A 1,522-nucleotide genomic window follows, 5' to 3' on the forward strand; every position below is an offset into this window, starting at 1 on the left:
TGAATGGTTTATCGGTCAAACTGAGTAGTTTATCGACCAAACTCATCTCGAAGCCTAGTGTACTTGTTGAAACATATTAGAGATATTTAGGGATAGATAATTTATTGCCTAAATCTATCAATCTGAATAGTTCTGTTTTCGCTACGCTACTGTTTAGGGAAGATGTCATAAGGAAAAGAAGTAAAAATAGCCGAAGTTGCATCGAGAATACTGAAAACTTCTATACTGAATTAGATGTAATCATAAACCTAGGATGAACCATCGCAGGCGCCTTTCAATGGATTAATTACAGTACATCCTTATTACAAAGCCCAAGGGTTTTAAGGAAAGGTCAATGGATTATGGAAATAAAGAAAGTATGGACATAAGTAGACATAATAATGGTCAATCAGGCGAGCAGACAGTTTGTTGAAAACTAATGTTAGAAAATAAAGGGTATTATCTGTTTTTAAGTAGTATAATAGGTTTTACTGTAGTTTAAAGGTGGTGTGCTTTAAATGTCTAACAAAAGAAGAGATCTAACACCTCATGAGAATTCAATATTACTTTCAGAGGTTGAAAATATGTGCCCCTTTTGTGCAAAACCACTTATGTATGAGAAAAAGGGTAGACAGCATAAGCTATGGGAAGGTGCACATATATATCCTCTTAATCCTACAGAATCAGAGATTGAATTATTCAAGGATGAAGAGAAATTGCATGAGGATGTAAATAACATAAGAAATTTTATTGCTTTATGTGGTGATTGCCATAAGAAGTTTGATAACCCTAGAACTGTTGAGGAATATAGGTGGTTATTAAACACAAAGAAAAACATATTGTCTAAGAATGAGACTAGAGCTAAGTATGCTGATTATCAAATTGAATCAGAAATAAAAGAAGTCATTACAATGCTTGTAGAGGAATTTAATGAGAGTCCTCTTAAGCAGTTAGAAATGCAAGCATTAAAGTTGGATGAAAAGGCAGATGAAACATTGTCAAGAATTACAAAGATGAGGATAAGAAATGAAATAACTGAATACTATTATTATATCAAAGAGCAATTTGCTCGACTAGATAGCCAATATCCAAAATCATTCAATGCAATAGCCTCACAAGTTAGTGCATTTTATAACAGTTTAAGCAGAATTGAGCCATCCCAAGAAGTGATTTATGGTCAATTAACAGAGTGGCTCTCTAAAAAAACTGGCAACAGTTCTTTAGGTGCCTGTGGAATTATAATATCATTTTTTGTCCAAAATTGTGAGGTGTTTTCATGATAGTGCCTAACAAGGTAATTAGATTTAGTGACACAATTATTGGGAAAATGCCAATTATTCTTAAGTATTTATTAAAGCAAGATATGACAGTAAAGGAATTATACTTTACAACACAAGATCACTTTGAAGAAATTGATGAGTTTATTTATTCACTTGATGTTTTATTTCTACTTAATGCAATCAGAGTAGATTTTGATAAAGGAGTAGTTACCTATGTTAGATAGAATTAAAAGTGCAATATTGGTATGTCAACACTAAATCAA

Annotated in this window: 2 protein-coding genes; both read left to right on the top strand. The window is 32.2% G+C overall.

Annotated elements, in window-relative coordinates; translation table 11 throughout:
• The first annotated feature begins 497 nt into the window (after window positions 1–497).
• Window positions 498–1,259: an ABC-three component system protein gene (locus tag B371_RS0100425; RefSeq protein WP_019412389.1), complete on the top strand. Its 762-nt coding sequence runs from the start codon at window positions 498–500 to the stop codon at window positions 1,257–1,259.
• The gene (locus tag B371_RS0100430) at window positions 1,256–1,483 is read left to right on the top strand and encodes an ABC-three component system middle component 7 (RefSeq protein WP_019412390.1); all 228 of its coding nucleotides are present in this window, start codon (window positions 1,256–1,258) and stop codon (window positions 1,481–1,483) included. The genes B371_RS0100425 and B371_RS0100430 overlap by 4 nt, the downstream gene beginning before the upstream one ends.
• Window positions 1,484–1,522: the final 39 nt, after the last annotated feature.

This window comes from Paenisporosarcina sp. TG20 (assembly GCF_000286315.1).
Lineage (GTDB): Bacteria > Bacillota > Bacilli > Bacillales_A > Planococcaceae > Paenisporosarcina.